At 48.5% G+C, this 8,477-nt stretch carries 9 protein-coding genes; all 9 read left to right on the top strand.

Annotation, left to right across the window (positions count from 1 at the left end; all coding sequences use genetic code 11):
- Positions 1–742 (top strand): IS1634 family transposase (locus tag Mcas_RS04835; RefSeq protein WP_235203274.1); only part of this gene is annotated, 742 nt, incomplete at its 5' end.
- Positions 743–864: 122 nt separating this feature from the next.
- The gene (locus Mcas_RS04830; RefSeq protein WP_156033148.1) at positions 865–1,209 is read left to right on the top strand and encodes a winged helix-turn-helix domain-containing protein; all 345 of its coding nucleotides are present in this window, start codon (positions 865–867) and stop codon (positions 1,207–1,209) included.
- A complete protein-coding gene (locus Mcas_RS04825; protein WP_052566864.1) occupies positions 1,206–2,609 on the top strand; it encodes a sensor histidine kinase in 1,404 nt (467 codons plus the stop codon). The genes Mcas_RS04830 and Mcas_RS04825 overlap by 4 nt, the downstream gene beginning before the upstream one ends.
- A gap of 74 nt (positions 2,610–2,683) precedes the next feature.
- Positions 2,684–2,854, top strand: a complete 171-nt coding sequence (locus Mcas_RS18030) for a hypothetical protein (protein WP_156033146.1) — start codon at positions 2,684–2,686, stop codon at positions 2,852–2,854.
- Between the two features lie 82 nt (positions 2,855–2,936).
- Positions 2,937–3,704 carry a DUF169 domain-containing protein gene (locus tag Mcas_RS04820; protein ID WP_052566868.1) on the top strand — a complete coding sequence of 256 codons (768 nt, stop codon included), beginning with the start codon at positions 2,937–2,939 and terminating at the stop codon, positions 3,702–3,704.
- Between the two features lie 3 nt (positions 3,705–3,707).
- Complete coding sequence (locus Mcas_RS04815; protein WP_081853615.1) at positions 3,708–4,808, top strand: LptF/LptG family permease; 1,101 nt, start codon at positions 3,708–3,710, stop codon at positions 4,806–4,808.
- Positions 4,805–5,869, top strand: a complete 1,065-nt coding sequence (locus Mcas_RS04810; RefSeq protein ID WP_040334355.1) for an LptF/LptG family permease — start codon at positions 4,805–4,807, stop codon at positions 5,867–5,869. The genes Mcas_RS04815 and Mcas_RS04810 overlap by 4 nt, the downstream gene beginning before the upstream one ends.
- Positions 5,870–5,977: 108 nt before the next feature.
- Positions 5,978–6,718, top strand: a complete 741-nt coding sequence (locus tag Mcas_RS04805) for a pilus assembly FimT family protein (RefSeq protein ID WP_040334354.1) — start codon at positions 5,978–5,980, stop codon at positions 6,716–6,718.
- Positions 6,705–8,408 carry a tetratricopeptide repeat protein gene (locus Mcas_RS04800; RefSeq protein ID WP_052566863.1) on the top strand — a complete coding sequence of 568 codons (1,704 nt, stop codon included), beginning with the start codon at positions 6,705–6,707 and terminating at the stop codon, positions 8,406–8,408. The genes Mcas_RS04805 and Mcas_RS04800 overlap by 14 nt, the downstream gene beginning before the upstream one ends.
- Positions 8,409–8,477: the final 69 nt, after the last annotated feature.

Below are 8,477 nucleotides of genomic sequence, written 5' to 3'. Positions count from 1 at the left end.
AGGGATATTAGATATACAATTATTTGACAATGAGTTAATGGAAGTAACTGTAGATGATGAGAGATATATAATGAGACGTAATCAACAAAGAGCACAAGAAAACAAAAAAACGAGACAGGATAAGATAAATAAAATAAAGGACTTGGCAAGTTTAAAGAATGAATATTTTGTGAAACATAAAAAAGCAGACTATCAAAAAGGTCTGAAAGAAATACAAAACAAGACATTAAATTTACATATAAACAATTTGGTTGATATTAAATTGGAAGAAGATATTATAAAAGTTAATGAGATAAAGGAAGCTATAGAAAACGATATGCTTTTAGATGGTTGTTATTGCATTAAGACAAATTTAATTGAATCACAAGTAGAAAAGGAAACGATACATAACAGATATAAATCATTATCACAAGTAGAACAAGATTTTAAAAAGATGAAAACGACACACCTCGAAGTAAGACCAATATATCACACAAAAGAAAATAGAACAAGAGGACATGTGTTTTTAGTAATGCTTGCATTGAGACTTTTAAATGAATTTATAAAGAAAACATGTGAAATGGAAGAACCAATAGATGAACTAATTTCAAGTTTAAATGAAATAGTATGCGTAGATGAAGAAATAGGAGGTGTAATAATTACGAGGGTGGTAAAACCGGCAGGTATAGCCGAAAGAGTTTTAGAAAAACTTGGCATACAAATTCCTGAAGTGTTAGGCACTGTTTGTGCGAATAATTTTTAAGCAAATCAACATAGAATGTTTATTATAAAGGCTTTATAGGGACATATCGAACTCTCCAATCTGGAACTTCCGATATAACCAAACCCTTCAGCAACAAGGAGTTGCTGGCCAGGGTAAAGGCAGTGCTCAGAAGGACAGGTCAAAGTACTACAGCGCCCCAAAACATCCTCAGGGCCGGTGACATAAAGCTGGATGCACAGACGTATATGGTCAGCAAGAAGGGTGTGAACGTTAATCTTAGCGCAACGGAGTTCAGGCTCCTGCACTACATGATGCAAAGACGCGGGAGGGTCTTGACAAGGGACATGCTCCTGGATGCCGTATGGAGGGATGAGGCCTACGTAGAGCCGCGGACGGTGGATGTCCATATCAGAAGGCTGCGCGAGCAGATAGAAGAGGACCCGGCAAGACCCGTGTATATCAAGACGCGCCGGGGGATTGGGTATTACTTTGAGGACAATCTGTGAACAAGAGACAGCTCATAAGGCGGATCGTCGCAGTCAATGTGATGACGGTATTATTGGTTGTTGTCTTTTATGCCATTGTCACCACGCTGACAAGACGTGAGTTTGCAGATCAGAATTATCCGGAGGACTTTCCTATGCGTGTTACGTATGTGTTTTTGGGTTTATCCCTCACATGGGATATCTCTATGGTGTTTTTCTTTGTAAGGCATTACGGACAGAGGGCTAAGTTTATTAAGGAGGCCAGGCAGTTTTCAGAGATGGTTCTGAACGGTGTTTTGCCTGGCCGGGATTTCTTTGCGGACTACCCCGACCTTGCCGAGGCATATACCTCGCTAAATGATGTCACCAGAAACCTTATGGAGAAGTTCAGGCAAACCGAAGAGGAGCGTGCGCAGCTCAATGCCATAATCCAGAGTATTCCAGATGCGCTGGCCATCCTCAATAACAGGCAGGAGATCGTATTCTTAAACGACAAGGCATATGAGTTGTTTCGCTATAGCGGGACGTTCAATAACCGGTCGCTGATAGAGGTGGTAAGGAGTCTGGAGCTGCTGACAATGCTTGAGAGGGTGAAGCAGCTTGACAATGGCGAGTTTGGCGAGGTCTTTCTGGACTATCCTGTAGAGAAGTACGTGCGAGTGAGGATGTCCCCATTTTACAGGGGAAACGACCTGATTGGTGTCGTCATACTACTTCACGACATAACCGGGCTAAAAAAATTAGAAGACATGCGAAAAGACTTTGTGGCAAACGTATCTCACGAAATAAAGACACCCGTTACCGCCATATATGGCTTTGCAGAGGCGCTCTTAGAAGGGGCAATTGATGACAGGGTGACGGCCGAGAAATTCTTACGAATAATAAAGTTTCAAAGCGAGCGCCTCAACAGGCTCGTTGATGACCTGATGACCCTGTCAAAGATTGAGTTGGGTGTCATCAAGATAAACAAGACGGAGGTCAACATCGCTGAGTTGATCGATTCAGTCATTGAGATTGTTGCCATCAGGGCAAGTGAGAAGGGGCTGTATGTCAAAAAGGTTACAGATAGCGATGATGTCTCTGTCAACGCCGATAAAGACAGACTGATGCAGGTGCTGCTTAACCTGGCGGATAATGCCATCAAGTTCACCCAAAGTGGTGGCATAGAGATTGGTACCAACAGGGATAATACCGGCGACGTGTACCTCTTTGTCCGGGATACCGGAGTTGGGATTGCCAGGCGCTTCTTATCCAGGCTTGGCGAGAGGTTTTTCAGGGTAGACCCCTCACGCTCACGACAACTCGGTGGCACCGGTCTGGGGCTTGCCATCGTTAAGCACATAGTCAAGGCCCACGGCTGGCAACTAAAGATAGAGAGTGAAGATGGACTCGGCACGGTGGTTAAAATGTTGCTAAAGTAACGCTCCCACAACAACAAGGCCCTTACGTATCCCTTGCGTTTTTCGTAATAGTTCAGCCATATAATAGATTTTAGATGAGGCAATTTGCGGGATTGACTTTCGATGAATTGATCTGTTTCAATATCTTCGTATGGTATTGCAAATGCGGGTGCATAGACTCTGCAACAAGTAAGCCCATCGTTGTCGAAACAATAGCGGTGTCAGGTCTGCTGTTGCTTGCGCTGAATCTGCTTGGTGTCTGCTAAATGTTTGTATTTGTCAAAATATTGGGTTTTCACAAAACAGGAGGTAAGAATCTTGGATTATAAAGATATACAACACACCCTTATGGAAGAGTTAAGACTTATGCACTATCCCATTGCCGTAAAGTTCATCTTTGACGACGCTGAACTTGAGGATTTCAAAAACAATGTCTCACACCATATTTCCGTTCATCCCATAACATTCTGCCAATTCGAAATTGGCCCGAGGATGAAAGGACAGACTATATTAGGGACAAAAGAAACGCTTGGCTGCATAAACGCTCGCTACGTGTTTGGATGGAAACCATTGGATGATACGGAGATCAAAAGTCATCTGAAATATGCCAAAGACATGGAACAAGCCGAAAGATTCATAAAAACCAAGCCACGCTTGCCGGAGGGACAATTGAAGGCCTTTGTCGTTTCACCACTTGCCGATTCGTATTTCACGCCTGACGTCGTTCACCTGTATTGTGACAATATGCAAGCGTACCACCTGGTTGTCGATTATATGGCTGCCATGGACGTGCATCCGTTAAGACCGGCTCTTACCATGAATTCGTCGGCTTGCGGGGGATGCGTATTTGCCTGCAATGAAAACACGCTAAATATGCTAACGGCGTGCAGCGGCAGCTACAACTCAGGAAAAACCGAACGTGGTGAAATAAACGTCATGATCCCCGGAGGACACATAAAACCGGTAACCCAAAGGTTACTGGACAGAAAAGAGCAGCAGGGAAGTTCGTCGGTTACAAGACCGGGCGATTTATTCCCCGGTGCAGACGTCTGCAAGAACTGCGGCCTGATAAGTTTCATCAAATCAAAGGATCGCAAGAATCCACAAAATAACTGATAAATATCCCGGACAGTCTACGAAGGGATTGGGACAATCATAAGGACCATAGACAGGTACATACTGCGGGAGTTGTTGTGGTCGCTCCTGTTGAGTCTTGCGGCATTCAACGTAGTCCTGATGATGGAGCGCGTGCTGAAGTTCAGCGTGATACTAAGCGGGGTGGGGGCTTCTACGCTCGACTTCCTGGAGATCATCATGTATGTGCAGCCTCAGTTGTCGCTGCTGACCCTGCCGATGTCGTTTATGACGGCGGTGCTGTTTACCTACGGCAGACTCAACGTTGACAGCGAAATCGTCATACTCAGGGCCGTGGGCATGTCCTTTGGGCAGATTGCAAGGCCGGTGTTGATCCTTGGGGGGATGTGCTTTATGCTGGCCGGGTATACAGCGTTTGTTATCAGTCCGGCAAGCAGCAAGACATTCAGGACCAGGCTCATACAGATCATCGCCACCAAATCCCCCATGGCCATCGAACAGGGGGTCTTCTACACGCTGATCAAGGACGTCGTGGTACTCGTCAAAGAGAAACGTTCAGCGACATCCATCAGAGACATATTTATCTATGACAAACGCAATAAAAAAAACTCATGGGTAATCTTTGCAAAGGAAGGCAATATCACCACCTACGACAACATGAGTGTCGGCTTTGCGCTAAAGAAGGGTGAGATATTCCTGCCCTCCGCACAGACGCTTACAAAGCTGACCTTTGACACCTACAACATGACTGTAAGCATGATGCCCCAGGTCAACTTCAGCGTCAGCGAACTGACCCCCTCCGAGCTTCTTCACCGGGCCGGGAGTAGACAGGGCGAAGAACGCCTCCAGCTCTACATCGAGTTTCACCGACGCTGCACCCTGCCCCTGATGGTTCTGGTGTTGGGCATCCTGTCCCCGTCTCTGGCCCACCTGCTTGGCAAGGGTGGCAGACTGGCGGGGTTGAGCATTGCCATGACCATATTTGTCCTCTACTACGGCCTCCTGGTCTACTGCGAAAAACTCATCCGCAACGGCAAACTCGTCCACTTCCCGGGCGCCTGGATACCCCTGGCGTTGACGCTCGGCCTATCCCTGTATTTGTACGGGAGGGCACACGGGCGATGACCATTATAGAACGCTATTACATAAAGGAATGTCTGCTGGTCTATCTCACGATAATAGTCGGACTGACAGCACTGGTGAGCGTCTTTGAGGTCATCGACAAGTACGACAAGCTCATGAAGTACCACCCGCAGTACACGGAGATACTACTGTACCTGTCGTATACGGCGCCCAAGTATGTCCGGTATCTCCTGCCGATGGCGGCGTTGATTGGCACCCTGCTGGTGTTTGGTCAGGCAACGAAGTTTAACGAGCTTATTGCCATCAAGAGCACGGGGACAAGCATGAAGCGACTATTTATACCGTTTATCGTCATCAGCGTGATACTTGCCGCCATGGACTTTGCCATCGACAGTTTTGTTGCCAGTCCCTTTAACTTCAAGGCAAACAACCTCCTGTACAGGTTAAAGCACAATCACAACAGGAATATCTTTAAGACCAGCGATATATGGTTTCTGGAAAAAAGCGACACCATCGTAAACATCGGCCAATATTTCCCCGACAAGGGGGTCATCAAAGACGTTACCGCCTTTGTGATTGACAACGGCAGGCTTACACAGATGTATACCGCCGGTACGTCGCTCTACAACGGCAGCACCTGGGTCCTGTCCGATGTTACCTTATACGACCTGGTAAATATGACCTCTTCACGGGCCAACGACATCTCCGTGGAGAAGATAAACGCCCTGAGCATCTACGACGAAGACGTCTCCACGGCAGATGAGATGTCCTTTTTCGACCTCGTAAGCTACAACAGGCACCTCAAAAGCGCCGGATACGACAACCAAAAGACACTGGTAAACCTGCACGCCAAGCTCTCCTATCCCTTTACGGTTGTCGTCATGATGCTTGCCGCCATAGCCATTGTCACACGGTTGAAGATGGGTTCGGGTACGATCAGCGTTGGCATTGCCATAGCCATTGGGCTGGTGTACTGGATATGCTTTGCCCTGTCCCTGTCGATGGGATACTCGGGGATGATACCGGCCTTTATCGCCCCCTGGCTCGTGCCCGTTGCTTTTACGACCGTTGGCATCTACCTGTTCCAGAAGATGCCGCACTAAAAAGCAAAGAAATGGGAGTAACAACCTCTTTATCTTCCGGTCAAATGCGATTGCCCTGGTGGGTCTGCCTGTGTTTTTTTTACGTTGACATGTTAAGATATAAACTGCATGAGGACTGAGCGTGGATATACGGGGATAGAGGTATCTGCCATTGTTGCCATACTGGGCATTATCGTGGGCGTATTTGTCTATAATGTTGTGCAATTTATCGGCTCACAGGCCAGAGTCAACATAGCGACAAACATGAAACAACTGTACGCAGACCTGTCAGAGATGCGGGTAAGGGCAATGGCCGAAAACAGAACATATGGCATATTTATCAACAACACTCCGCCTGCACAACGCTTTGCCCTGACAACCTACGAACTCAGATGTGACGGGACAGGCACAACGTCTGCCGGCAAGTGCGATACCACATCCGCAACAGATGGCAGGATAACCGATCCGGGAGGCTTTTTCTCCATGCACACAATCCACCTACAGGGACAGACCTATCCCATCACACTCCTTTACGCACTGCAGGTAATCGCCTTTACGCCACAGAGCACGGCCATTACCGAACTCAATGAGACAGTGACATCCGCCTTTGCACACGGCGAAATGCAGTTGTACACCGGGTGCAGGGAATGCGACAAAAAAACCACGGGCTGCAAACCGGATAACCCTGCAACAACGTGCCGTGCCGCCGCCACCCCAACCGCCTGTAACCCCACCTCCCCCGGATGCGACGACGTCAACTACCCCGAATTTTCGTGCATAACGATATCGGAGACAACGATTAAGCTCGGCAAATGGTGCGATTTAAACTGTAACGGCGTATATGACACCAACGAATGTGTCAAAAAATAAGGCCCATAAAAAGAAAAAAGCCGGGAACTTAGAAGACACACCCGACACAAACGTCTCCGGCGCAGATGCCCCTGGCAAGGACGCCCTCAACGTCACAGACGCCATAGTGCTCTGCCTGATCCTGGCCGTAGTGCTCGTCTACGTGCAGATGTGGCGGCATGACTTCATAAACCTCGACGACCCGCTATACGTACTAAACAACGCACGCGTACGAGGCGGACTGAGCCTTGCCGGCATCCAATGGGCATTTACAACCACCTACGGAGGCAACTGGCACCCCCTGACCTGGCTGTCACACATGCTCGACGTCAACGTCCACGGATTGTCCCCCGGGGGACACCACCTCACAAGCCTCCTGTTGCACGCAACTAACTCCGTGCTGCTGTTTCTGTTGCTTCAGAGGATGACCGGTGCGCTGTGGCAGAGTGCATTTATGGCAGGTGTCTTTGCCGTTCATCCCATGCACGTTGAGTCCGTGGCCTGGGTGGCAGAGCGCAAGGACGTCCTCAGCGGCCTGTTCTGGATACTGGCACTGTTGGCCTACGTGCGCTACGTACAACGACCATGCACCAGGGGCTATGTTATCCTGAGTGTCCTCTTTGTTGCCGGTCTCATGGCAAAGCCTATGGTGGTGACCCTGCCAGTTGTACTCGTGCTAGTTGACCTGTGGCCGCTGCACAGACTCAGACAAAAAAACCTCATCGCACTGATAACAGAAAAACTCCCGCTCTTTGCAATAGCAGCCATCAGCAGTCTGATCACCATCTATGCGCAACAGAGCGTCAGTGCAATATCGTCCCTGTCGCAGGTGCCCCTGCAACTGCGTTTATCCAACGCCCTGGTGTCATATGTGAGGTATGCCGGCAAGCTGCTTGTCCCAACCGGTCTGTCGGTGATATATCCACTTGAGAATAATCTACCGCCCTGGCTCATAGCCGTCAGCATTCTGATACTCCTTGTCATGTCGGTAGCGGCTATTGCAACCATACGGAGACGGCCTTATTTAGCGATGGGGTGGTTGTGGTACATGGTGACCCTGTTGCCTGTCATCGGACTGGTACAGGTTGGTGCACAGGGCATGGCGGACAAATATACGTACATACCATCCATAGGGTTGTTTGTTGTGGTAACGATGGGTGTGTCAGAGGTGATTTTAAAATACCCGCGTTTAACTCAACAGGGCGTTATCAGAAATGCCATGCTTGCAACATGTGCCGTAGTTGTCCTGCTATACGGTGCGCTTGCCTACAGACAGGTGGGCTACTGGCGCAATGCCGTGTCGCTGTTTGAACAATCGGAGCGGGTAACAGGCGCTAATTACCTGGTCTACGGCAATCTCGGAGCCGCCCTGCTCGATGCAAACAGGCTCGATGACGCCGCAGAGACCCTCAAAAAAGCCGTAGCACTCAACCCCTTCATGTGGGATGCCTATGTCAACCTCGGCAGGGCACTGTTTCACCTCAACAGGATGACGGAAGCAGCCGATAGCTTCTCCAGGGCCATAGAGATCAGAGCCGACAGTCACTCGGCCTACAACGGCCTGGGGGCCGTCATGTTTTCAACAGGCAAAAAGCAAGAGGCCATCGCCCTCTTCAAAAAATCGCTGGCCATTAATCCCGATTACGAAATAACAAAACGTAACCTCACAGCAGCACTACAGGGACAAGACCCCTCACTGATACAACCATAGATATCACCAGCGCCGCTTAAAAGATTCCTTTAATAGCGTTATGTCACATTATCAACTTAAATCGCCATA

Origin of the sequence: Candidatus Magnetobacterium casense (assembly GCF_000714715.1) — a bacterium.
GTDB classification, from domain to species: Bacteria; Nitrospirota; Thermodesulfovibrionia; order Thermodesulfovibrionales; family Magnetobacteriaceae; genus Magnetobacterium; species Magnetobacterium casense.
This window is presented reverse-complemented; position numbering and strand designations above follow the sequence as displayed.